The sequence below is a fragment of the Chenggangzhangella methanolivorans genome, assembly GCF_042648545.1.
Lineage (GTDB): Bacteria > Pseudomonadota > Alphaproteobacteria > Rhizobiales > Methylopilaceae > Methylopila > Methylopila methanolivorans.
Genome location: NZ_JBHRXS010000017.1, coordinates 47,155 through 69,376, shown reverse-complemented (window position 1 = coordinate 69,376; position 22,222 = coordinate 47,155). Strand labels below are relative to the sequence as shown.

Below are 22,222 nucleotides of genomic sequence, written 5' to 3'. Positions count from 1 at the left end.
GATTGAACCATCCGCTCGGTCCCGGTCCGATCCCGGTCCCGACGGCTCAGCCCCGATGGGCGGCCGCGAAGGCGAAGAAGGACGCTGATGATCTCCCTCGCCGGGCCGTTCGGCCCGTTCCTTTCCGCGCCTCGGCCAGGCGCCCGATCGCGCGTCGGCGCGGTCGCCGCGGCGGCCGTAGCGCTGACGCTTGCGAACAGCCCCGCATCCGCCGAGGTCTGCGACAAGATCGAGGAGGCGCGCGCCGGGTGGCTCGCTTTCGTCGCGCTGATGGCGACCGTCGCGTTCCTGGCGGCGAGCGCCTTCCGCAAGCTCTGGCCCGCGCTGCTCGCGGCCGGGCTGATGTTTTTCCTCGCGGCCGCCGATCTCTACGAACTCGCGATCGGCCACCCGGTCGAGACCGCCGCCTGGGCCGAGGGCTGCGGCCGCACCGCGGTCGCGCTCGATCTTCTGGCCGGCTGCGGCCTCCTGCTGCTCGGCGCGCTCGGCCTGCGGGTCGCCGCCAGGCGCGCGGCCGACCCATCCGCCTCAAAACGCTCACGGACCTAAAGAGACGCCATGTCCCGCAATTCCGGGTCGAAAGCCCCGTCCCAACGCATGCTCCGCGTCGGCGAACTCGTCCGCCATGCGCTCGCCGACGTCCTCCAGCGCGGCGAGGTCATGGACCCCGTGCTCGAGACCCACGTGATCACCGTGCCGGAGGTCCGCATGACCCCGGACCTCAAGCTCGCGACGGCTTACGTCATGCCGCTCGGCGGCAAGGACAGCGACAAGGTGCTGAAGGCGCTTGAAGCCAACCGCAAGCAGCTGCGGATGATGGTGGTGAAGCGTCTCGAGCTGAAGTCCGCGCCCGATCTGCGCTTCCGCATCGACGACTCGTTCGACCGCGGCGCCCATATCGACGAGCTGTTGCGCTCGCCCGAAGTCGCCCGCGATCTCGCAGGCGACGACGACGGGGACGGGGAGACGCAGCGTTGAGCCGCCTCTCCGATCTGGCGCGACGCAAGGGCCCCCTTCTCCCGCTTGCGGGAGAAGGTAGGGATGAGGGGGGACGGCGGCGCCCTGTTGAAATGGCCCTCACCCTTACCCTCTCCCGCACGCGGGAGAGGGGAGCGGCCAACGTCGCGCTCATTCTCGAAAGGGCCGCCCATGTCGCGCCGTAAAAAAGGCCTCGACATCTCCGGCTGGCTGATCCTCGACAAGCCCGTCGGGGTCACGTCCACGCATGCGGTGTCGAAGGCGCGCTGGCTCTATCAGGCCAAGAAGGCCGGCCACGCCGGCACGCTCGATCCGCTCGCCTCCGGCATCCTGCCGATCGCCTTCGGCGAGGCGACCAAGACTGTGCCCTTCGTCATGGACGGCGAGAAGGAATACCGCTTCGAGGTGCTCTGGGGCGTCGAGACCGATTCCGACGACGCCGAAGGCGCGCCCGTCGCAATCTCGGAGAACCGCCCCGCCCGCGAGGCCATCGAGGCGGCGCTGCCGGCCTTTATCGGGTCGATCAGCCAGACGCCGCCGAAATTCTCCGCTCTCAAGATCAATGGCGAGCGCGCCTACGACCTCGCGCGCGACGGAGAGGAGGTCGTGCTCGAGCCGCGAACGGTCGAGATCACGCGGCTCGAGCTCGTCGACATGCCCTCGGCCGACCGCGCCGTGTTCGAATGCGAGTGCGGCAAGGGCACCTATGTGCGCGCCATCGCGCGCGACCTCGGCCGTGCGCTCGACACCCGCGCGCATGTCGTCGCGCTCCGCCGGACGGCGGTCGGCGCGTTCACCGAAGACGACGCGGTGACTCTGGAGGAGCTCGAACGCTTGCGGGCGGAGCCTTCCACGTCTAAAGACATCGTCCAAGCTCTCCTTCCTGTCGAGACGGCGCTGGACGACATCCCGGCGCTCGCCGTCGACAGGGCGGAAGCCGCCCGGCTTCTCAACGGACAGCCGGTGCTCCTGCGCGGACGGGACGCCCCGATGCATCGGGGTCCGGTCTCCGTGACGACCGACGGCGCGTTGATCGCGCTCGGCGAGATCGATCGCGGCGAGCTTCATCCCCGACGCATTTTCCATCTCGATCGGCCTTGAGCCGGTCGGGCCCAAAAATCCGATCGAACGAGAGAGACGATGTCGATCACCCCGGAACGTAAAAAAGAACTCGTCAGCCAGTACGCCGTCAAAGAGGGCGACACCGGCTCCCCCGAAGTGCAGGTCGCGATCCTCACGGAGCGCATCACCAACCTCACGCAGCACTTCAAGTCGCACGCCAAGGACAACCACTCGCGCCGCGGCCTGCTGAAGCTCGTCAGCCAGCGTCGTTCGCTGCTCGACTACGTCAAGCGCAACGACCAGGCGCGATACCAGACCCTGATCGAGCGTCTCGGCATCCGCCGCTGACGCTTTGAACGGCGGCCCAAGGGCCGCCGTTTCCGCTTTCGCGGCGCGCGTTTCGCGCCGCGCGCACTGCCCATGAAGGACGCCGGCGCAATGGGGCGGCGGCGTCGAACCAGATGAAGGGACCCGGGACGCCATCGGGCCCGAACGTCATGGGGCAGGATCGCAGGGCGCTGTCGTCGGACGTCTCGTCCGACCCTCACAACAGCGCCCCGCCGTCTTGCCCGTGGCGTCAAGCGTAAAGCCCGACGGCATCCTTCGGTCCCTTAGACCGCAAGGACAAAGACGTATGTTTGAAATTCATCGCGAAACCATCGAATGGGCCGGCCGCACGCTGACCTTCGAAACCGGCCACGTCGCCCGTCAGGCCGACGGCGCCGTGCTCGTCACCTATGGCGACACCACCGTGCTCGGCGCGGTCGTCTCGCAGCGCCAGCCCAAGGCCGGCATCGACTTCTTCCCGCTCACGGTGAACTACACCGAGAAGTACTACGCCGCCGGCCGCATACCGGGCGGCTACTTCAAGCGCGAGCGCGGCCCCACCGAGAAGGACACGCTGACCTCGCGCCTGATCGACCGGCCGATCCGTCCGCTGTTCGCCGACGGCTACAAGAACGACACCCAGGTCACGCTGACCGTCCTCTCCTATGACCTCGAGAACGATCCCGACATCGTCGGCATGATCGCGGCCTCGGCGGCGCTGACGCTGTCGGGCGTGCCCTTCATGGGCCCGATCGGCGGCGCGCGCGTCGGCTACATCGACGGCGACTACGTGCTGAACCCCGTGGCCGACCGGATGCCGTCCTCCGACCTCGACCTCGTGGTCGCGGGCACGCAGGACGCGGTGCTGATGGTCGAGTCGGAAGCCAAGGAGCTCTCCGAAGAGGCCATGCTCGGCGCCGTGATGTTCGGCCACAAGGGCTTCCAGCCGGTGATCGACGCGATCATCCGCCTGGCCGAAAAGGCCGCCAAGGAGCCGCGCGAGCACACCCCGGCCGACACCTCGGAGCTCGAGGAGAAGCTGAAGGCCCTGGTCGAGGACGACCTGCGCGCCGCCTACAAGATCAAGAAGAAGCAGGACCGCCAGGACGCGGTCTCCGTCGCCAAGAAGAAGGCGCTCGAGGCGCTTTCCGGCGAGGGCGTCGAGAACCCGGTCGACCCGCAGAAGCTCGGCGGCGTGTTCAAGGAGCTCGAGGCCAAGATCGTCCGCTGGGGCATCCTCGACGACAAGATCCGCATCGACGGCCGCGACCTCTCGACCGTCCGCCCGATCCTCCCCGAGGTCGGCGTCCTGCCGCGCACCCACGGCTCGGCGATCTTCACCCGCGGCGAGACGCAGGCGCTGGTCGTCGCGACGCTCGGCACCGGCGAGGACGAGCAGTTCATCGACGCGCTCGGCGGCACCTACAAGGAGCGCTTCCTGCTCCATTACAACTTCCCGCCCTACTCCGTGGGCGAGACCGGCCGCATGGGCGCTCCGGGCCGTCGTGAAGTCGGCCACGGCAAGCTCGCCTGGCGCGCCGTCCACCCGATGCTGCCGAAGGCGGACGAGTTCCCCTACACGATCCGCATCGTGTCGGAGATCACCGAGTCCAACGGCTCCTCGTCGATGGCGTCGGTCTGCGGCGCCTCGCTTGCGGCCATGGACGCGGGCGTCCCGCTGAAGCGTCCGGTGGCGGGCATCGCCATGGGCCTGATCCTGGAAGGCGAGAAGTTCGCCGTGCTCTCCGACATCCTCGGCGACGAGGACCATCTCGGCGACATGGACTTCAAGGTCGCGGGCACCGAGGAAGGCGTCACCGCCCTCCAGATGGACATCAAGATCGCCGGCATCACCGAGGAGATCATGAAGGTCGCCCTCGCGCAGGCGAAGGACGGCCGCATCCACATCCTCGGCGAGATGGCGAAGGCGATCTCGGCCGGCCGCACCGAGCTCGGCGAATACGCGCCGCGCATCGAGGTCATCAAGATCCCGACCGACAAGATCCGCGAAGTGATCGGCACCGGCGGCAAGGTCATCCGCGAGATCGTGGAGAAGACCGGCGCCAAGGTGAACGTCGAGGACGACGGCACGGTCAAGGTCGCCTCCAGCGACGGCAAGGCGATCACCGCCGCGCTCAACTGGATCAAGTCGATCGCCTCAGACCCGGAAGTCGGCGTCGTCTATGACGGCACCGTCGTGAAGGTCGTCGAGTTCGGCGCCTTCGTGAACTTCTTCGGCGCCAAGGACGGCCTCGTGCACGTCTCCCAGATCTCCCAGGAGCGCGTCGCCAAGGTCTCGGACGTCCTCAAGGAGGGCGACAAGGTCAAGGTGAAGCTCATGGGCTTCGACGATCGCGGCAAGACGCGCCTGTCGATGAAGGTCGTCGACCAGACCACCGGCGAGGACATCGCGGGCTCCGAGCAGCCGGGCGATGCGTCCGAGGGCGGCGAGGAGCGCAGCAGCGGCGGCCGTCGCGAGCGCGGCCCGCGCCGCAAGCGCGAAGAAGCGGCCGAGTGATCCTCAGCGCCCGTTTCGACGGCTGAACAAAATCGAGAAGGCGGCCCCTGGGGCCGCCTTCTTTCGTTTCGGGCGGCGAGGGCGGCTCCGCAGCGCGCGCCTACGCCTCGGCCGCTGAAGCGTCACGATTTCACGTCGACCCGCCGCGTCATGCCCGAGCTTTGCTCGGGTATCCACGACTTCGGCGTCGCGCTCCGCGTTCCCAGAAAGTCGTGGATGCCCGGCTGCCGCCGGGCATGACGTCGGCGATCGGTTTTCGCTCTACGGCCCGACCGTGACCGTCAGGCCGAGCCGGTAGGCGCCCGTCTCCGCGTCCCACCCGAAGTCGGCCCCCGACCCGTTGGCGAAGCGCGCCGCATAGGCCGGGTCGCCCGCAAGCGAGGCCGCGGCGTCCGGCAGCGCCGCGGACAGGTCGTAGACGCCGGCCGGCGCGTCGGCCGGCACGGTCAAGGCGAAGCGGAAGCCCTTGGGCGAGGCCTTTTCGGGCTCGACAGAGCGGATGTCGCCCGACGTCTCGGCCTCGAAGCTCCGACCGCTGTCGCGATGGGTCGCCACCAGCTTGAAGGGGCGCGGGTTGGAGATCCGCGCCCAGCCGTCGTTCGCGACGCGCAGCCGCGCCTCGACGAGCTCGCCGGGCCTCGCCCGGTCGCCCGCCTCGGCCTCCTTCAGCATGAGGCGGTAGCCGAGCGAGCGGCTGACCTCGTCGTAGCAGCCGCCCTCCTTCCAGGCCTTGATGAATTTCGGGCTGTATTCGCCGTTGAGCGCGCTCACATGGAAGCGCGCGCCTTCGGCCCGGATGTCGTCGCAGGTCAGCCGCTCGGACTTCGAGCCGACATTGCAGGTCTCGCCGCTGAAGAACGTCGCGCGGCTGAGCTTGGCCACGTAGTCGCGCTGGGCCTCGCGCTGCTTCCTGTTCGACGCGTAGGTGCCGACGTCGGTGTTGGACGACATGAAGCAGTCGTTGTGGACGCCGAGCGTCGCGAGCTTGCCGGGCCGCGGCGGCTCCGGCGACCAGTCGATCACGTCGGCCGGATAGCGCCACTGCAGCATCCGCCCCTCGGGAAGCGCGGCGAGCAGCGCGTCGCGGATCGCCGCCTTGTTCTTCGGCGAGGTGAGCTTGTTGGACGAGGTGTGCCCCTCGCCCCAGGCGCCGATGAACCCGGCCTGCATCACTGCGACGACGTCCGCGTTCCTGGCGAGCGCAGGCTTCAGCTGCTCGATATGGCCGAGCACCACGTCGAGCGGCGCGTCCTTGGCGTTCTGGTACTCGTGTTCGTCCTGCGGGTAGTTGTAGACGAAGCGCAGGATGATCTTGAGCTTGGCCTCGCGCGTGCGTTCGAAGGCGCGATCGAGCGAGGCGAGGAGCTCGTCCGACAGCGGCGTCTTGCGGAACTTGTCGAGCCGCACGACGCCGTAGGCGAGCGTCAGGCCCTTCGATCGGAGATAGCCGAGATCGCCCTTGGTGACCTTCGCGAAGTCGTCCGCCGCGAACGCCCAGAAGCCGCGCTCGGGATTGCGGATCTCGAGGTCGGAGGCCGGATAGGTCCGGCGCACGGTCTCGGCGGACACAGGCTGCGCGAGGCACGCGGCCCCGGCCAGAGCCGCAAGCCAGATCGAAGCACGTCCCATCGCCAGTCTCCTCCGGCTCTCGCCTTCGTGAAGCGGCCTCCCATGCTTCGCGAAAAAACGCCATTCACATGTCGGCTACGACTGACGGCGGCCGTCTTTCAGACGCGGGGCGCGGCGCGCGCCCGACGGAGACCCACACCGATGCGCTTCATGATCATCCGCAAGGCGACGCCGGAGAGCGAATCCGAGACCGACGCCGCCCCCTCGGCCGAGCTGATGGAGGCGATGGCGGCCTACAATCTCGAAATGATCAAGGCCGACGTCTTCCGCGGCGGCGACGGCCTCTGGCCGAGCGCCACGGGCTTCCGGGTCGCGATCTCGCGCGACGGCGCCAAGCCCATCGTGACCGACGGCCCCTTCGCCGAAACCAAGGAGCTGGTGGCCGGCTTCACCATGATCGAGGTCGCCTCGCGCGAGGAGGCGCTCGACTGGGCGCGGCGCTGGCCCAAGGAGGACGGGCCGGTCGAGCTCGAGATCCGGCGAGTCTACGAGTTCGAGGACTTTCAGACGTCGCCCGACGCCAAGCTCGAGACATGGAACGAGATGGAGGCCGCGTTCAAGACGCTCGACCCGAAGCGCTGACGCCTCGGCGGCGAAGCCCCATGGGCGCGGCCACGCGCCCTCTACCGCATCGCAGCGCGGACGCTAGGTTGGGCGGCGGGCGCCCAGTCGCGCGCCCGCCATCCCTCGCTGCACGGAGCCGTCCCGATGAGCCTCAAGGGCAAGACCGCCGTCGTCACCGGATCGACCAGCGGCATCGGCCTCGCGGTCGCGCGCGGCCTTGCGCGCGACGGCGCGAACGTCGTGCTGAACGGGTTCGGCAAGTCGCAGGACATCGAGGCGGCGCGTGAGGCGATCGAGCGCGAGTTCGGCGTCAGGGCGATCCATTCGCCGGCCGACATGACCAGGCCCGACGAGATCGACGCAATGGTCGCGCTCGCGGCCGAGACCTTCGGCTCGGTCGACGTTCTGGTGAACAACGCCGGCGTCCAGTTCGTCTCGCCGGTGGAGGAGTTCCCGCGCGAGAAGTGGGACCTGATCATCGCCATCAACCTGTCGTCGGCGTTCCACGCGATGAAGGCCGCTATCCCCCACATGAAGAAGGCCGGCTGGGGCCGCATCATCCAGACGGCCTCGGCGCATTCGATCGTCGCCTCGCCGTTCAAGTCGGCCTATGTGGCGGCCAAGCACGGGATCGTCGGCCTCAGCAAGGCGGCGGCGCTGGAGCTCGCCAAGGACAAGATCACGGTCAACTGCATCTCGCCCGGCTATGTCTGGACGCCGCTCGTCGAGGCGCAGATCCCCGACACGATGAAGGCCCGCGGCCTCACGAAGGAGCAGGTCATGAACGACGTGCTGCTCGCCGCGCAGCCCACCAAGGAGTTCGTGACCGTCGAGCAGGTCGCCGCGCTCGCCGCCTTCCTCTGCTCGGACGCCGCAAGCCAGGTCACCGGCGCGAACTTCTCCATGGACGGCGGCTGGACGGCGCAGTGAGCCGCGCTCACGCCAAGCTGACAGGAAGCTGACGCGCCGCGTCAGCTTCCGCTCGGGCGCCCTCATTTACCTTCCGCGAGGCTTCGCCTTCGGAAGGACACCGCCATGCGCGCCCGCGCCGCCTCCAAGCTTCTCATCCTCGCGGCGTTCGGCGCCGCGCTCTCGACCGCGGCGAAGGCCGACGTCGAGGACCGGCTCTACGACTTCACCGACGCCTATTATTCGCAGAACGGCGTCGACCCCGCGCTGATCGACGGCCGCCGGCAGGTCGGCCCGCTCGCGGCCGAGACCAGGCCGAACTTCTCCTACCAGCGCCCGGTGCGCGCCTTGCTGACGCTGCCGGCCTACGACCACAGCGGCAACGTCGAGTTCTTCACCGTGCTGGGCGGCCTCAGCGACGGGGCCTTCACCAAGAACGCCGCCGGCCAGAAGGCCCGCCAGATCGCCGACGCCAGCCCCGAATACGTCTTTCCCCGCCAGGGCACGGATCCGCTCGGTCTTGGCGCGCTCCGCCAGTCGGTGCTGCTCGACATGCGCAACGGCTATTTCAGCAAGAACAAGCTCGGCCTCTGGCTCCATGTCTGGGTGAGCTACACGCCGAAGGCGCTGACGACGGCGTCCGGCAAGAAGGCGCTGTCCGACCTCGCGAAGAAGAACGGGACCGACCTCGACGGCACCCCGATCATCGCCTCGGTCGGCGACGTCGAGGACCTCTACAAGAAGGGCTACGTCACCAAGACCATGCGCCCGCTCGAGGACCCGCTGCGCTACGCGATCTGCCCGGTGATCAAGGATCCGACCGACGGCGGCGTCGCGCCCGACCAGTTTCTGGCGATCACCACCAAGGCCGACGGCAAGCCGCTGGAGCCGGAATTCCTCAAGGAGTTCCAGGAGCATCAGGCCGACAAGCCGAAGTGAGGCCGTGCTGCCCGGCGGAGCCGGGCATGACGGGGCGCTCGAACCACCGCCCTCGTCCCGGACTTGATCCGGGACCCAAACCGACGCGCGTTCCGGAGAGAATCCGGCGCGCGTCGTCATTGTTTGAAAACTCATCGGTTCTGGGTCCCGGATCAAGTCCGGGACGAGGGCGGCGGCGCTAAATAGCCGTCGCCCTCAACCTCAGCGCATTACCGATGACGCTCACCGACGACAGCGCCATCGCGGCGGCCGCGATCACCGGCGACAGCGTCAGGCCGAACGCCGGATAGAGGACGCCGGCCGCGATCGGCACGCCGGCGGCGTTGTAGAGAAACGCGAAGGCGAGGTTCTGGCGGATGTTCGCCATGACGGCCTTCGAAAGCTTGCGCGCCTTCACGATCCCGGCGAGGTCGCCGCCCGGAAGCGTGATCCCGGCGCTCTCGATCGCGACGTCGGCGCCGGTCCCCATCGCGATCCCGACATCGGCGGCGGCGAGCGCCGGCGCGTCGTTGACCCCATCGCCCGCGACCGCGACGACCCGGCCCTCGCGCTTCAACCGCACGACGGCCGCGTGCTTGTCCTCAGGCAGCGCCTCGGCCTCCACCTCGTCGATCCCGAGCCGTGCGGCCACCGCCTCCGCGGTCGCGCGCGCGTCGCCGGTCAGCATGACGATGCGCAAGCCCTGGGCCTTCAGCGCGCGGATCGCGTCCGCCGTCGTGGGCTTCAGCGGGTCGGATATTGCGAGGAGGCCCGCCGCCACACTCTCCACCGCGACGAACGCCACGGTCGCGCCGCCTGCGCGCAGCTCCCCGGCGCGCGCGTCGAGCCCCGCGACGTCGACGCCCAACGTCTTGAGAAATTTGGCGTTTCCGAGCGCGACCGACCGCCCCTCGACGCGGCCCGATACGCCTTTTCCGCTCGGCGCTTCGAAATTCTCGACGCCCGGGATCGCAAGTCCGCGCCCCTCTGCCGCCGCGACGACCGCCGCGCCGAGGGGATGCTCGGAGGGCCGCTCCACCGCGGCCGCAAGCCGTAGCAGCTCCGCCTCGCCGACCCCCTCGGCCGGGACGATCGCGGTCACGGAGGGCTTTCCTTGCGTCAGCGTCCCGGTCTTGTCGACCACGAGAACGTCAACCTTTTCAAGTCTTTCGAGCGCCTGCGCGTCGCGCGCCAGCACGCCGAGCCCCGCCCCCTTGCCAACCCCGACCATGATGGACATCGGGGTCGCGAGTCCGAGCGCGCAGGGGCACGCGATGATCAGCACCGCCACCGCCGCCACCAGCCCATGGGCGAACCTAGGTTCGGGTCCGAAGAGCCCCCAGGCCAAGAAAGCCAGGGCCGCGACCGCGACGACCGCGGGCACGAACCATCCCGCGACGGCGTCGGCGAGGCGCTGGATCGGCGCGCGGGTGCGCTGGGCGGTCGCGACCATCTGGACGATGCGCGACAGCGTCGTCTCGGCGCCGACCCTCTGGGCCTTCACCACCAGAGCGCCCGACTGGTTGACCGTGCCGCCCGTCACCGGATCGCCTGCATCCTTGGCGACCGGCGCGGGCTCGCCGGTGACGAGCGACTCGTCGATCAGCGAACGCCCCTCGGTCACCAGGCCGTCCACCGCCACCTTCTCTCCGGGTCGCACGCGGAACAGGTCGCCGACCTTGAGGTCGTCGATCGAGACCTCCTCGTCCGAGCCGTCGGCCTTGAGGCGTCGCGCGGTCTTGGGCGCCAGCCCCATCAACGCGCGGATGGCCCCGGCCGTCTGGTCGCGGGCGCGCAGCTCCAGCACCTGACCGAGCAGCACCAGCACGGTGATGACGGACGCTGCTTCAAAGTAGACCGCGACGGTCCCGTCGGGGCCCCGGAAGGTCTCGGGGAAGAGGCCGGGAGCCAGAACCGCCACGACGCTGTAGGCGTAGGCGACGCCGACGCCGATCGCGATCAGCGTGAACATGTTGAGGTTTCTGGTCACGATCGACGCCCAGCCGCGCTGGAAGAACGGCCAGCCGGCCCAGAGCGCCACCGGCGTGGCGAGCGCGAACTGGATCCATGTCGACCACGCGGGCGGGATGAGATGATGGAGCGCGGGGATCAGATGCCCGCCCATCTCCAGCAGGAACACCGGCGCGGCCAGCGCGAGGCCGATCCAGAACCGCCGCGTCATGTCGGCGAGTTCGTGGTTGGGCCCGGCCTCGGCCGAGAAGACCTCGGGTTCGAGCGCCATGCCGCATTTCGGGCAGGCGCCCGGTCCGACCTGCCGGACTTCCGGGTCCATCGGGCAGACATAGATCGTCCCGGCGGGGGCCTCGGGCTGCTTCCGCGCCTCTTTGGGCGCAAGGTACTTGTCGGGGTCGGCCTCGAACTTCGTCTTGCAGCCGTTGCAGCAGAAATACCGCGTCTCGCCCTTGTGCTCGAAGCTGTGGCGCGCGCCCTCGATCGTGACGCTCATGCCGCAGACCGGGTCGACGGCCTTTTCGGGCGCGGCCCCGTGGCCGCCGCCGCAGCATCCGCCGCCATGGGAATGGGCGTGGCCGCCATGGCCGTGATGCGCGTGATAGAACATCGGACCTCCGGGATACCTGCAAGGGGTATTGCACCGCTTTCTATATACCCCTCATGGGTATCTGATCAAGCGAGCTTCATGACGCGTTTCTCAATGGCTTTTCGCCGCCGACGCGCCAGAATGCCAGAACCATGATCGCCCGCCTCCTCCTCCTCGCGCTGCTGCTGCTCGCGCCGCTTCCCGCCGCCGCCAAGGAGTTCGTCGACTCCGCCGGCAGACGGGTCGAGATCCCCGAGAAGCCGAAGCGTGTGTTCCCTGCCGGCCCCCCGGCCGCCGTCGCGCTCTATGCGGTCGCGCCGGACCTGATGGCGGGCTGGGTGCGCGCGCCGAGCGAAGCCGAGAAGCCCTATCTCCTGCCTGCGGTGCGCGAGCTGAAGGCCTATGGCCGCATCGCCGGGCGCGGCGGCACGGCCAACATCGAAGCGGTGCTGGCCGCCAAGCCCGACCTCATCATCGACGTCGGCTCGGTCGACCAGACCTACGCCTCGCTCGCCGATCGGGTGCAGAAGCAGACCGGCATCCCCTACATCCTGATCGACGGCGCGTTCGACCAGTCGGCGACCGCGCTGCGGACGCTCGGCACGGTGCTGGACCGCGAGACCCGCGCCATCGAGCTCTCGGCCTACGCCTCCGAGACGCTCGAGTCCCTGTCGCTCGCCGTCGCGCAGATCGTCCCCTCGGATCGCCCGCGCGTGTTCTACGCGCGCGGCCCCGATGGGCTCGAGACCGCGCCCAAAGGCTCGATCACGGTCGAGACGCTGGACGCGGTCGGGGCCAACAATGTCGTGGAGGGCGGTCAGGGCCTGTCGCGGGCGTCGCCCGAACAGGTGCTCGGCTGGAACCCGGACGTGATCGTGACGATCGACGCCAATTTCGCCGCGCGCGCAAAAAGCGATCCGGTGTGGTCGGGCGTGAAGGCGGTGCAGGACGGGCGGATCTACGCCGCGCCGTCGCTGCCCTTCGGCTGGCTCGACGCGCCGCCGGCGATCAATCGGCTGATCGGCGTGCGCTGGCTCGCGAAGTCGCTCTATGGCGACAAGATCCCGGGCGACCTCAGGGCCGAGACCAAGCGCTTCTACAAGCTGTTCTATGGCGTCGAGCTCGATGACGCTCGCCTCGACGCGCTGCTGGCCGGGGCGAGCGGGGCCAAGTGAGCGAGGCGCGGGCCACGGCGGCCGCAGCGGCGCGAACTCTCGGCCTCATCCGCTTCGCGCCCGCCGCCCTCCTGGTCGCGGTGGTGATCCTCGCGCTCTTCACCGGCAAATACGCCGCTTCGCCGGGCGACGTCCTCACCGTGCTCGCCACAAAACCCTTCGGGCTCGCCTCCGGCCTTCCGATCGCGACCGAGACCGCGATCTGGCAGGTGCGCCTGCCGCGGGTGCTGGCGGGGCTCGCCGTCGGCGCGGCGCTCGCGGCCGCCGGCGCGACCTATCAGGGACTGTTCCGCAATCCGCTGGTCTCCCCCGACATTCTGGGCGTCTCGGCCGGCGCGAGCCTCGGGGCCGCGCTCGGCATCTTTCTGTCGCTCAACGTGCTGGTGATCCAGACGCTCGCCTTCCTCGGCGGGCTCGGCGCGGTGGCGGCGGTCTATGCGGTGGGCTCGGCGATCCGCACGCGCGATCCCGTCCTCGTGCTGGTGCTGGCGGGCGTCGCGGTCGGGGCGCTGCTCGGATCGGCGCTCTCGCTCATCAAGATTCTCGCCGACCCGTACAACCAGCTCCCGGCCATCACCTATTGGCTGCTTGGGAGCCTCGCCTCTGTCACACGCGGCGACCTCGGTTCAGTCCTCCCCGCGATCCTGATCGGCCTCGCGCCGCTCGCGCTGCTGCGCTGGCGCATGAACCTGATGACGCTTGGGGAGGAGGAGGCGCAAGCGCTCGGCGTGGAGACGAGAGTGCTTCGCCCGCTCCTGATCGCGGCCGCGACCCTGATGACCGCCGCCGCGGTCTCGATCACGGGCGTCATCGGCTGGGTCGGCCTCATCGTGCCGCATGTCGCGCGGATGCTGGTCGGGCCGGACTTCTCAAAACTGCTGCCCGCCTCGCTGATGCTGGGCGGCGGCTTTCTGGTCGCGGTCGATCTCGTGGCCCGCTCGGTCGCCACCATCGAGGTTCCGCTCGGCGTGCTGACGGCGGCGCTCGGCGCGCCGTTCTTCCTGTGGCTGCTCGCGACCGCCAGGCGTGGCTGGTCATGAGCCTCGCGGCCGAAAAGCTCTCGACCGGCTATGGCGGCGCGCTCGTCGGCGAGAACATCGATCTCGAGCTCAAGGCCGGCGAGGCGCTCTGCCTGCTGGGTCCCAACGGCTGCGGCAAGACCACCCTGTTCAAGACGCTGCTCGGCCTTCTCCCGGCAAGGGCCGGCCGCGTGACGTTCGCCGGCGAGGACATGGCGGGCTGGCCGCGCAAAAAGCTCGCGCGCACAGTCGCCTATGTGCCGCAGGCGCACGCCGCCTTCTTTCCGTTTCTTGCCCGGGACGTCGTGCTGATGGGCCGGGCGGCGCGCGTCGGCCTGTTCGACCAGCCCGGCGAGGCGGACCGGGCGGCGGCCATCGCGGCGCTTGACAGCCTCGGGATCGGGCGCCTCGCGAAGCGCAGCTACACCGAGCTTTCGGGCGGCGAGCGACAGCTCGTCCTGATCGCCCGCGCGCTGGCGCAGGAGCCGCAGATCCTCGTCATGGACGAGCCGACCGCGAGCCTCGACCTCGGCAACGAGACGAAGGTGCTGCAGCAGGTTCGCGCGCTCAAGGGGCGGGGCCTGTCCGTGGTGCTTTCGACCCACGATCCCGACCACGCCTTCTTCGCCGCCGACCGCGTCGCGCTTATGGCCGATGGAGGAATCGTGGCGCTGGGCGCGCCCGAAGACGTCATCACGCCGACGAATCTGATGCGTCTTTACGGCGTCGCGGTTTCGGTGGTCTACGTCCCCGAACTCGGACGGCGCATCGTCGCGCCGTCGATGCGAAACGAAGGAACAGCCCCATGAAGATCAGCGCCCGCAACGTGCTCAAGGGCAAGGTCGTCGAAATCCAGAAGGGCGCGACGACGGCGCATGTGAAGCTCGACGTGAACGGCACGATCGTCACCTCCGCCATCACCAACGCGGCGGTCGACGAGCTGAAGCTCGAGGTCGGCCAGCAGGCCTACGCCGTGGTGAAGGCCTCCGACGTGATGATCGGGATCGACTGATCCGTCGGGCCAAGCGTCCTTGACGCGAGGCGGCGGGTCGACCGCCGCCTCGCGTCAAGGACGCGTTCACACCGCCGCGGCGAGCACGTCGTCCATCGTCACCTGCCCCTCGAACCCGTTGCAGAGGTTGAGGAGACGGGACAGGCGGAAGCGCGGATCGCCCGTCACCTCCTCGCCGAGCCAGTCCGGCGCGGCGAAACTCTGGGCCTCGTCCTTGAGCTCGACCTCGGCCAGCACGATGCCGGCGAGCGCGCCGCCGAAGACGTCGACCTCCCAGGTCAGCCCGGCGTAGGGCACGCTGTGGCGCGCCTTCTCGATGAGGCAGCCGGTGCAGACGTTGCGCAGCATGGCCTCGGCGTCGACCCGCGGGATCTCGTATTCGAACTCCGGACGCGCGATGCCGCCGCTGCGCACGCCCTTCACCGTCAGCCACGCCCGGTCCTGCTCAAGGCGCACGCGCGCCTTGCCGCGCGCGGCCTGACCGATCAGCCCGTCGGTGAGGCGGCGCACGCCGGTCGCGGCCGCGCGCCAGCCGTCATTGGCGACCAGAAACTTCCGTTCGATCTCAAACCGCATGCGTCACGTCGCACGCCCCGCGCCCGCCCAGGCGGCGCCGTTTGAAGCGCGTCTTCGTCATCGATGCTCCTTCCGAACCGATACGCGGACTGCGACGCCCGCGCCTCTTCCAAATCTTCGCCGGGCAAGTCTGCGCCTGGCGGGCCGAGCTATCTCGCCGCCGGGCCGAACGGGTCAAGGGCCGCGCCCATCAGTTCTCCGGGACATTAGAGCGGCGATCACGCCGCGTCGCCGAACCCGCCCCCGCGTTTCCGCATCCACGGATTTGCGATAACGTTTGAGTTAACGACCCGCCGCCTGTCGGCGGCGTGGAACGAGTGAGCGAGTTGATCGGAATGGCAGGGCATATGGGAGAGTCGACGAAGTCGAAGCGCGCAGAAATCGGCGACGACGAACGCGACATCATTCCACGCGATTTCCGCTTCGACATCCCCGGAAACGCCACGCGCAACTGGTTCGCGGGCGACATCGCCAAGACGTCGATGATCGACGCGATGTCGATCTTCCTGCCGGAGGGCGAACGGTTCTTCATCCGCTCGCTGAAGCACTATTCCGGCAAGTTGAAGGACAAGGCGCTCTCGAAGGAGATCAACGGCTACGCGGTGCAGGAGGCGTTCCACACGCGCGAGCACGAAGACTATAACCGCGCCATCGCCTCGCTCGGCTACGACGTGGCCGAGATGGAGCGCCCCATCGGCCAGGCGCTCGGCCTGCTCAAGAACCCGCTCTATCGGCTGGCGGCGACCTGCGCGATCGAGCATCTGACGGCGTCGTTCTCGTCCGCGCTGCTGCGCCGGCCCCACCTCATGGACGGCGCGCACCCGGCCTATCGGCGTCTCTGGATGTGGCACGCGCTCGAGGAGCTGGAGCACAAGGCCGTGGCGCTCGACGTCCTGAACGCCGCGACGAAGGACATTTCGAGCTTCAAGCGCTACTGGCTCCGGGTCTGGGCCATGAACGCCGTGCTCGCGCCCTTCCTGCTCATCTTCCTGCGCAACGTGCGGATTTACGTGCGCGCCGACGGGGTCAAGCCCGGCTTCCGCTTCTGGGCGAAGTTCTTCTGGGCGAACTTCGGCAAGCCCGGCCTCCTGCGCCACACGGCGGCGCCGCTTCTGCGCTACTACACGCCGTGGTTCGACCCGCGAAACGGCGACGACTCCAAGCTCATCGCCAGGGGACGGGAGTGGCTCGACCGCGAGTTCCGGCCTGTCGCGCGCAGCCGAGCGGAGCCGCCGTCCGGCGCCGTCGCGGCGGCGGGCTGAGCGACGCGACATTGGCGAGCCGCGTCTTCACCCATGTCCTGCGCCTGATCGAGCGCGACGCCTTTCCGCGGACCCGCAAATGGGCCTGGCGCGGGCTCTACGACACGCTGTCGCGCTTCTGGCGCGACGGCGACTGGCGCTTCATGAACTACGGCTACGCGCCCGAGACGCCGTTTGCGCTCAATCCCGAGGACGAGCCCGAGCGCGTCTTCATCGGGCTCTACCATCAGGCCGTCGACGGGCTCCCGATCGCGGGCGCGCGCGTGCTCGAGATCGGCTCCGGCCGCGGCGGCGGGGCGCGCTACGTCGCGCGCTACTTCGCGCCGGCCTCGGTCGTCGGGCTCGATTATTCGCCGGCCACGGTCGCCCGCGCGGAACGTCTCAACGCCGACACGCCGGGCCTGACCTTCCGGCAGGGCGACGCCGAGCGCCTGCCCTTTCCGGACGGCTCCTTCGACATCGTGGTCAACATCGAATCATCGCACTGCTACGCCGACGTGCCGGCCTTCGCGCGCGAGGCCGCGCGGGTGCTCGCGCCCGGCGGCTGGTTCACCTTCGCGGACATGCGCGCGAAATCGATGGCGGCCGATCTCGACCAGAAGCTCGCCGCGTCCGGGCTCGAACAGGTGTTTGCGAAGAACATCTCGGCCGGCGTCGTCCGGGCGCTCGACGCGGCGGAGGCGCGCAAGCGCGCCAACATGATCAAGCTGCCGGTGGCGCGCCGCTTCATGACCGAGTTCTCGGGCGCGCAGGGCTCGATTCTTTACAAGGAGCTGAAGAAGGGCGGCGTGGTCTATCTCGCCCGCCGCTTCCGCAAGGCAGGCTGAAGCAGACGCCCGTCGCGGCTGGCGCGCGTCGCTTGCAGACTTGGCGATTTCAGACGGAGGTTCGGGAGGCTGGTGGAGCCGAGGGGATTCGAACCCCTGACCTCTGCAGTGCGATTGCAGCGCTCTCCCAACTGAGCTACGGCCCCGCGTCCCGAAGGCGCGCCATTTAGGTGGCGGGCCCCACCCCTGTCAAGGCGCGACAGACGCTTCGCTGCGACGTCGCGGCGGCCATGCGCAAAGCGTGGCGCGAAGGCCTCTCCGCGACGCCGTCCGCGCCGACCTCGTGACCGCGGGCCGCCTTGCCGCGCTGCGCCGCGGTCGCTAAATCACGGGAGACCCCGCGGCCGCCTCCCGGCCGCGCCCTAGCCGGACATGAAGGACTGCGCCAGGAATGAAAGCGATCCTCGACGTCATCCTGCTCGCGCTCAACCTCTATGTCTGGATCCTGATCGTCTCGGCGATCCTGTCCTGGCTCATCGCCTTCAACGTCGTGAACACCCGCAACCAGGTGGTGGCCACGATCTGGGACTTCCTCTACCGGATCACCGAGCCGGTGCTGCGCCCGATCCGCAACGTGCTGCCCAATATGGGCGGCATCGACCTGTCGCCGATCGTGGTGCTGCTGCTGATCTTCCTGATCCAGCGCGTGATCGTGCTCTACCTCTATCCGAACGTGTTCTGAGCGGAACGAGCGGCGCACGTCAGAGCGCTGGAGCCGACGCCCGTCATCCCGGGCTTGACCCGGGATCCGGACGCGCCGGCCGCGCAGAGATTTTTTGAAAGGTCGTGTTCCTGGATCCCGGCTCCTCGGCCGGGATGACGGCCGAGGCTGCGCCGGCTCACGGCCGCCATGCCCCCCGTTCGCCCGAAAGCTCGCGGTCGAGGTAATGCGCGGCCGAGATCAGCGCGAGATGGGTCAGCGCCTGCGGGAAGTTGCCGAGGTGGCTGCCGTCCATGCCGATTTCCTCGGCGAACAGGCCGAGATGGTTGCCGTAGCCGAGGATCTTCTCGAAGCTCTCTCGGGCCTCGTCGACGCGGTTGGCGCGCGCGAGGCACTCCACGAACCAGAAGCTGCAGGCTGTGAAGGCGCCTTCCTGGCCGGGTAGCCCGTCATCCTGCCGGTAGCGGAACACGAGGCTGTCGTCGGTGAGCTTCTTGCCGATGGCGTCGAGCGTCGCGAGCCATTGCGGGTCGGTGGCCGAACAGAAGCGCACGAGCGGCATCAGCAGCATCGCGCCGTCGACCTCCTTGGATCCCTTGCTCTCGACGAAATGGCCGAGCTCGTCGTCCCAGAACGTCTTCCAGATGTCGCGGTGGATCTCGTCGCGGGTCTCGAACCAGCGCACGCCGGGCGAGGGGAACGAGCGCTGGCGCGCGAGGCGTATGGCGCGGTCGATCGCCACCCAGCACATCAGCCGCGAATGCAGGAACTCGCGCGGTTCGGCGCGAATCTCCCAGATGCCGGCGTCGGGATCCTTCCAGTGCTCGCAGACGTGGTCGACGATCGCGATCACGCTGTTCCAGCCGTCATGGCTCAGCGCGCGGCCGTACTTGTCGTTGAGGTAAACGGCGTCGAGCAGCTCGCCGAAGATGTCGAGCTGGATCTGGTCGACGGCGGCGTTGCCGACGCGCACCGGCCGCGCGCCGCCATAGCCTGAGAGGTGGTCGAGCTCGATCTCCTCGAGATCGGTCGAGCCGTCGAGCGCATACATGATGAGGAGGCCTTCCTCGCTCTCCTTCAGCCGCGAATGGGCCCAGGCCATGAAGTTCAGCGCCTCCTCGCGAAAGCCGAGCCTCATGAAGGCGTAGACCGTGAAGGAGGCGTCGCGGATCCAGGTGGCGCGATAGTCCCAGTTGCGCACGCCGCCGGGAGCCTCCGGCAGACCGAAGGTCGGCGCGGCGATGATCGAGCCATGGTCGCGCGAGCACATCAGCTTCAGCGCGAGCGCCGAGCGCAGCACCGTCTCGCGCCAGCGGCCCTTATAGGTCGATTGCGCGGCCCAGGAGCGCCAGAACCCGACGGCGTCGGCGAGCGCCTCCTCGGCGTCGTCGCCGAGCGGCGCGGCCTCGCCGCCGCCGTCGAGCGCGAACCAGGCGACCTCGCCCTTCCCGAGCGAAAAATCGGCGACCGCGTCCGGGCCGTCGACCTCGAGAAGGACCGTCGAGGTCAGCCGCAGCACCGCGTTGCCGGCGAGAAACGCCACGCCGTCCCGCACCTTTTCGGGCCGCGCTTCGACGCGGGCGTAATCCATGCGCGGCGCGCAGCAGACGCGGAAGCGGACGTTCCCACGGGTCGCCTCCACGCGGCGAAAGACCTGCGGTTCGCCGCCGTCGCGGCCGCGGGCGGGGCGCATGAAGTCGGTGACCTCGGCGCTGCCCTCCTCCGAGAGCCAGCGGGTCAGCGCGACATTGGTGTCGGGCAGGTAGATCTGCAGGGTGCGGGCGTCCGCGAGCTCCGGCTGGATCGAGAATTCGCCGCCTTTGTCCTCGTCGAGAAGCGCGGCGAACACCGTCGGGCTGTCGAAGCGCGGCCAGCACATGAAGTCGATGGAGCCGCGCCGCGACACGAGCGCGGCCGTCGCCATGTCGCCGATGAGCGCATGGTCCTCGATGGCGACCGCAGGCTTTCTCGCCGGCGCAGGCTTCTTCGCCGGCGCGGCCACGCCTTGCTTGGCCTGCGCCTTCGAGGCGGCCTGCGGCTTCGCCTTGTTCGGCTTGGCCGCCTTGCCCTTGCGCTCAGCCATTGCCGCGGAACTCCGGATAGAGCGTCATCCCGCCGTCGACATAAAGCGTCGCGCCGACCATGTAGTCGGCGAGGTCCGACGCCAGCCACACGGCGGCGTTGGCCACGTCCTCGGCCGCGCCGATGCGGCCGTAGGGGATGAGCTTCAGCAGCTCCTTCCCCGCCTCGCCTTCGGTCTCCTCCTCATTGATCGCGGTGCGGATCGCGCCGGGAGAGATCGCGTTCACGCGCACGCGCTCCTGCGCGAATTCCTGCGCCAGCGTCTTCATCATCATCGAGATCCCGCCCTTCGAGGCGGCGTAATTGACGTGGCCTGCCCAGGGAATCAGGTCGTGCACCGACGACATGCAGATCAGCTTTCCGCGCGCCTTCGAGACCCCGCGGTCGCCCTGCGCGCGAAAGCGGCGCAGCGCTGCGCGGGCGCAGAGGAACTGGCCGGTGAGATTGACGTCGATGACCTTGCGCCAGTCGTCGAGGCTCATCTCGGCGGAGGCCGCGTCCTTCTGCATGCCGGCGTTCGCCACCACCACGTCGACCGCGCCGAAGCGTTTCGCCGTCGCCTTGAACATCGCCTCGACGTCAGCCTCGTCGGAGACGTCGGCCCCGATGGCGATCGCCTCGCCGCCGGCCTTCTCGATCGCGGCGACGACGTTCTTGGCTTCGTCTTCTTGCGAGCGGTAATTGACCGCGACCTTCGCGCCGGCCGCGCCCATGGCTTGGGCGGTCGCGCGCCCGATCCCGGAGCTCGCGCCAGTGACGAGCGCCACCTGTCCTTCCAGTGAAATCCGCATGAGCCTCGAGGAGGTCGTTGTCCCGCGAGGGGTCAACGGCCGTCGGGCGAGCCCCGTTCCCTGAACCGCTCGTGATGGGTTCTCGACGTGAGACGCCTCCCTCCCTGGGACAGGGGAGGGTAAGGGTGGGGTGGGCGCCAGAAAGAGGCGATGGCCGCCGATACATCCGGGACTGCTTAAGCTCTACGCCCAGCGACCCCACCCGACCCCGGCTCCGCCGGGGCCGCCCTCCCCTCTTCGAGGGAGGGAGGGTGCGCGCTTACTTCCGCTCCGCCAGCGTGAACCAGCCCACCCCCGCGAGCACGAGCGCCGCGCCTGCGAAGTCGATCAGCGTCACGGGCTCGGCCAGCAGAACCGCCGCGAGCGCGAGCGTCGCGATCGGGCTCACCGTGCCGATCACGGCGTTGGCCTGCGCGGTGATCTTGTGAAGGGCGGCCGAGAGCAGGAAGGTCGGCAGCAGCGTGCCGACGAAGGCGAGCACGAAGGCGACGACCCACGCGCGGGTCGTGAGCTCCCACAGCACCGACAGATCGCGCAGGATCAGGAACTGCACGATCGCGCCGATCGCCGCCCCCGTCATCGCGATGCAGGTGAAGAGTTTCGGGCCGAGCGCGCCGATCCGGGGCTTGGCCAGCAGCTGGTAGAGCGCGAAGGCGACCGCCGAGCACAGGACGAGCGCAGCCCCGATCTGGGTGGCTTCCGCGCCAGAAACCGTCATGTCCTTGGTGAAGACGAGCGCGAGGCCGGCATAGCTCAGCGCGAAGGCGCCGAGCGCCTCAAGGCGAAAGGGCTGTCCGAAGAACGCCGCGCCGAGCAGCACCGTGAACAGCGGATAGGTGAACAGGATCAGCCGTTCGAACGGCGCGGAGATGTAGTTGAGGCCCAGAAAGTCCGTGTAGGACGCGAACCAGTAGCCGAGCAGCCCGACGCCCAGCACGGCGACGAACATCCGCGCGTCAAGCGCCGCGGGCCTTCCCTCGCGCGCCACCGCCATGAAGCCGATCGCGACATAGACCGGGACCGAGAGCCCCATGCGCAGCGCAAGCAGCGTCTCGGTGTCGACGCCCTCCGCATAGGCGAACTTGATGATGACGCCCTTGGCCGAGAACAGGATCGCGCCCGCGGCCGCCAGCGCATATCCGGCCCAGGGTGCGCCGGCCGCGGGAGGCGGCGCGGCCGCCGGCTCGGACAGGCGCGCGGCTTCCGGGTCCGCGGATGCGGCGGAGGGCGTTGCTGGGGCCTGCGGCGTCGACATGGTCCCGAGCCGCTAGCACGCGCGCTCAGGGGCGGCCAGCGGCGTCGGCGCAAGCCTGCCGCGCGTCGGGCGGAATAGCCCGGCCGCTCCCCCGCGA

Annotated in this window: 21 protein-coding genes and 1 tRNA gene; 15 read left to right on the top strand and 7 right to left on the bottom strand. The window is 69.1% G+C overall.

Annotated elements, in window-relative coordinates; genetic code table 11:
- The first annotated feature begins 87 nt into the window (after positions 1 to 87).
- From ACFOWB_RS24480 to pnp, 5 genes are all read left to right on the top strand, one after another.
- Positions 88 to 549, top strand: coding sequence for a hypothetical protein (locus ACFOWB_RS24480; RefSeq protein WP_378149926.1), 462 nt, complete (start codon positions 88 to 90; stop codon positions 547 to 549).
- A gap of 9 nt (positions 550 to 558) precedes the next feature.
- Complete coding sequence (gene rbfA / locus ACFOWB_RS24475; protein ID WP_378149924.1) at positions 559 to 978, top strand: 30S ribosome-binding factor RbfA; 420 nt, start codon at positions 559 to 561, stop codon at positions 976 to 978.
- Between the two features lie 171 nt (positions 979 to 1,149).
- Entirely contained in the window at positions 1,150 to 2,079 is a 930-nt protein-coding gene (gene truB / locus ACFOWB_RS24470; RefSeq protein WP_378149922.1) for a tRNA pseudouridine(55) synthase TruB, read from the top strand.
- Positions 2,080 to 2,118: 39 nt separating this feature from the next.
- Positions 2,119 to 2,388, top strand: coding sequence for a 30S ribosomal protein S15 (rpsO, locus tag ACFOWB_RS24465; RefSeq protein ID WP_378149920.1), 270 nt, complete (start codon positions 2,119 to 2,121; stop codon positions 2,386 to 2,388).
- A gap of 286 nt (positions 2,389 to 2,674) precedes the next feature.
- Positions 2,675 to 4,885 (top strand): polyribonucleotide nucleotidyltransferase, encoded by a 2,211-nt coding sequence (pnp, locus tag ACFOWB_RS24460; RefSeq protein ID WP_378149918.1) that lies wholly within the window; start codon positions 2,675 to 2,677, stop codon positions 4,883 to 4,885.
- Positions 4,886 to 5,146: 261 nt separating this feature from the next.
- Here the strand turns inward: pnp and ACFOWB_RS24455 are convergent, their stop codons facing one another.
- Positions 5,147 to 6,514 carry a DUF4832 domain-containing protein gene (locus ACFOWB_RS24455; RefSeq protein WP_261405283.1) on the bottom strand — a complete coding sequence of 456 codons (1,368 nt, stop codon included), beginning with the start codon at positions 6,512 to 6,514 and terminating at the stop codon, positions 5,147 to 5,149.
- A 141-nt stretch (positions 6,515 to 6,655) separates the two neighbouring features.
- Between ACFOWB_RS24455 and ACFOWB_RS24450 the strand changes: the two genes are divergently transcribed.
- From ACFOWB_RS24450 to ACFOWB_RS24440, 3 genes are all read left to right on the top strand, one after another.
- Complete coding sequence (locus ACFOWB_RS24450) at positions 6,656 to 7,096, top strand: YciI family protein (protein ID WP_261405284.1); 441 nt, start codon at positions 6,656 to 6,658, stop codon at positions 7,094 to 7,096.
- Positions 7,097 to 7,222: 126 nt separating this feature from the next.
- Positions 7,223 to 8,008, top strand: a complete 786-nt coding sequence (locus ACFOWB_RS24445; RefSeq protein ID WP_261405285.1) for a 3-hydroxybutyrate dehydrogenase — start codon at positions 7,223 to 7,225, stop codon at positions 8,006 to 8,008.
- Between the two features lie 105 nt (positions 8,009 to 8,113).
- Positions 8,114 to 8,926 (top strand): hypothetical protein, encoded by an 813-nt coding sequence (locus tag ACFOWB_RS24440; RefSeq protein WP_261405286.1) that lies wholly within the window; start codon positions 8,114 to 8,116, stop codon positions 8,924 to 8,926.
- A 178-nt stretch (positions 8,927 to 9,104) separates the two neighbouring features.
- Here the strand turns inward: ACFOWB_RS24440 and ACFOWB_RS24435 are convergent, their stop codons facing one another.
- Positions 9,105 to 11,486, bottom strand: coding sequence for a heavy metal translocating P-type ATPase (locus ACFOWB_RS24435; RefSeq protein ID WP_315855186.1), 2,382 nt, complete (start codon positions 11,484 to 11,486; stop codon positions 9,105 to 9,107).
- A 131-nt stretch (positions 11,487 to 11,617) separates the two neighbouring features.
- On the opposite strand from ACFOWB_RS24435, the gene ACFOWB_RS24430 reads away from it, so the two are divergent.
- The 4 genes from ACFOWB_RS24430 to ACFOWB_RS24415 are packed head-to-tail and all read left to right on the top strand — an operon-like array spanning position 11,618 to position 14,671.
- Entirely contained in the window at positions 11,618 to 12,640 is a 1,023-nt protein-coding gene (locus ACFOWB_RS24430; RefSeq protein WP_261405287.1) for an iron ABC transporter substrate-binding protein, read from the top strand.
- Positions 12,637 to 13,680 (top strand): FecCD family ABC transporter permease, encoded by a 1,044-nt coding sequence (locus ACFOWB_RS24425; protein ID WP_261405288.1) that lies wholly within the window; start codon positions 12,637 to 12,639, stop codon positions 13,678 to 13,680. Before ACFOWB_RS24430 ends, ACFOWB_RS24425 begins: the two co-directional genes overlap by 4 nt.
- Positions 13,677 to 14,468 carry an ABC transporter ATP-binding protein gene (locus tag ACFOWB_RS24420; RefSeq protein ID WP_378149913.1) on the top strand — a complete coding sequence of 264 codons (792 nt, stop codon included), beginning with the start codon at positions 13,677 to 13,679 and terminating at the stop codon, positions 14,466 to 14,468. Before ACFOWB_RS24425 ends, ACFOWB_RS24420 begins: the two co-directional genes overlap by 4 nt.
- Positions 14,465 to 14,671: a TOBE domain-containing protein gene (locus ACFOWB_RS24415; RefSeq protein ID WP_261405289.1), complete on the top strand. Its 207-nt coding sequence runs from the start codon at positions 14,465 to 14,467 to the stop codon at positions 14,669 to 14,671. The genes ACFOWB_RS24420 and ACFOWB_RS24415 overlap by 4 nt, the downstream gene beginning before the upstream one ends.
- Positions 14,672 to 14,737: 66 nt before the next feature.
- Here ACFOWB_RS24415 and ACFOWB_RS24410 read toward each other — a convergent pair whose 3' ends face one another.
- Positions 14,738 to 15,247 (bottom strand): CYTH domain-containing protein, encoded by a 510-nt coding sequence (locus ACFOWB_RS24410; protein ID WP_261405290.1) that lies wholly within the window; start codon positions 15,245 to 15,247, stop codon positions 14,738 to 14,740.
- Between the two features lie 317 nt (positions 15,248 to 15,564).
- On the opposite strand from ACFOWB_RS24410, the gene ACFOWB_RS24405 reads away from it, so the two are divergent.
- On the top strand, positions 15,565 to 16,509 hold the full coding sequence (locus tag ACFOWB_RS24405) for a metal-dependent hydrolase (RefSeq protein ID WP_261405291.1): 945 nt from the start codon (positions 15,565 to 15,567) through the stop codon (positions 16,507 to 16,509).
- 11 nt (positions 16,510 to 16,520) lie between these two features.
- Positions 16,521 to 17,336 carry a class I SAM-dependent methyltransferase gene (locus ACFOWB_RS24400; protein ID WP_261405292.1) on the top strand — a complete coding sequence of 272 codons (816 nt, stop codon included), beginning with the start codon at positions 16,521 to 16,523 and terminating at the stop codon, positions 17,334 to 17,336.
- Positions 17,337 to 17,406: 70 nt separating this feature from the next.
- Here the strand turns inward: ACFOWB_RS24400 and ACFOWB_RS24395 are convergent.
- Positions 17,407 to 17,482: transfer RNA gene (locus ACFOWB_RS24395), tRNA-Ala, on the bottom strand.
- Positions 17,483 to 17,727: 245 nt separating this feature from the next.
- Between ACFOWB_RS24395 and ACFOWB_RS24390 the strand changes: the two genes are divergently transcribed.
- Positions 17,728 to 18,018: a YggT family protein gene (locus ACFOWB_RS24390; RefSeq protein ID WP_261405721.1), complete on the top strand. Its 291-nt coding sequence runs from the start codon at positions 17,728 to 17,730 to the stop codon at positions 18,016 to 18,018.
- 157 nt (positions 18,019 to 18,175) lie between these two features.
- On the opposite strand, the gene ACFOWB_RS24385 is transcribed toward ACFOWB_RS24390, so the two are convergent.
- The 3 genes from ACFOWB_RS24385 to ACFOWB_RS24375 all read right to left on the bottom strand — a co-directional run bounded on the left by ACFOWB_RS24385 (position 18,176) and on the right by ACFOWB_RS24375 (position 22,125).
- Complete coding sequence (locus ACFOWB_RS24385; protein WP_378149910.1) at positions 18,176 to 20,080, bottom strand: glycoside hydrolase family 15 protein; 1,905 nt, start codon at positions 20,078 to 20,080, stop codon at positions 18,176 to 18,178.
- Positions 20,073 to 20,846 carry a glucose 1-dehydrogenase gene (locus ACFOWB_RS24380; RefSeq protein ID WP_378149907.1) on the bottom strand — a complete coding sequence of 258 codons (774 nt, stop codon included), beginning with the start codon at positions 20,844 to 20,846 and terminating at the stop codon, positions 20,073 to 20,075. Before ACFOWB_RS24380 ends, ACFOWB_RS24385 begins: the two co-directional genes overlap by 8 nt.
- 283 nt (positions 20,847 to 21,129) lie before the next feature.
- A complete protein-coding gene (locus tag ACFOWB_RS24375; protein WP_261405293.1) occupies positions 21,130 to 22,125 on the bottom strand; it encodes a DMT family transporter in 996 nt (331 codons plus the stop codon).
- Positions 22,126 to 22,222 lie beyond the last annotated feature (97 nt).